Genomic DNA, 724 nt, shown 5'->3' with positions numbered 1-724 from the left:
CGCGAGCTACAAGAATTGCGTAAGCAGGTTAAGCGACTCACTATGGAGCGCGACATATTAAAAAAGGCTTCTGCTCTGCTGGCCTTGGACAGCCTGAACGGCTATCGCTGATAAGCAAGCTTGCAGAGCAAGACAAAAGCGTCAGTAAACGCCGACTATGTGACTTATTTGGCATCATTAAAAGCAGCTACTACTATGGCACACAGACTAAGCCTATCGATATTGAACGTGTCAAACTCAAAGCCTTGATACGTCAAATATTCAATGACTCCAAACAATCAGCTGGGGCTCGCACCATTGTCGCCATCCTGTGGAATGAGCACAGTATTAGGCTAACGCGTTACTTAGCTGCCAAGATTATGAAGCAAATGAAACTGGTCAGTTGCCAGCTCAAGACCCACAAATACAAGCACGCTGATCAGGAACATAAAACCCATGACAACCTTTTAAAACGCAGATTTAGCCCAACGGCGCCCAACCAAGTCTGGACGGGCGATGTCACTTATATTCGCATTAAAGGCGGCTGGTGTTACCTAGCCGTTGTTTTAGACCTGTACGCCCGTCGTGTGGTGGGCTTTAGTGTCTCAGACTCACCCGATAGTATTCTGACAGGTAACGCTCTGAAAATGGCGTATCAGACGAGACTCAAACCAAGTGGTGTGTTATTTCACTCAGATCAGGGCACGCATTACACCAGTAAGAAATTTGCTGAATCAATCGATGA

General features: G+C 46.5%; 1 protein-coding gene. It reads left to right on the top strand.

Annotated elements, in window-relative coordinates:
* Window positions 1–56: 56 nt before the first annotated feature.
* Window positions 57–724: IS3 family transposase (locus AAEY79_RS14160; RefSeq protein ID WP_352288852.1), on the top strand; the 668-nt coding region annotated here is incomplete at its 3' end.

This window comes from Psychrobacter sp. GW64-MNA-CIBAN-0177, assembly GCF_040309585.1.
GTDB classification, from domain to species: Bacteria; Pseudomonadota; Gammaproteobacteria; order Pseudomonadales; family Moraxellaceae; genus Psychrobacter; species Psychrobacter okhotskensis.
Note: the sequence above shows the minus strand (reverse complement) of the source record. Positions and strands in the feature narration are given on the sequence as shown.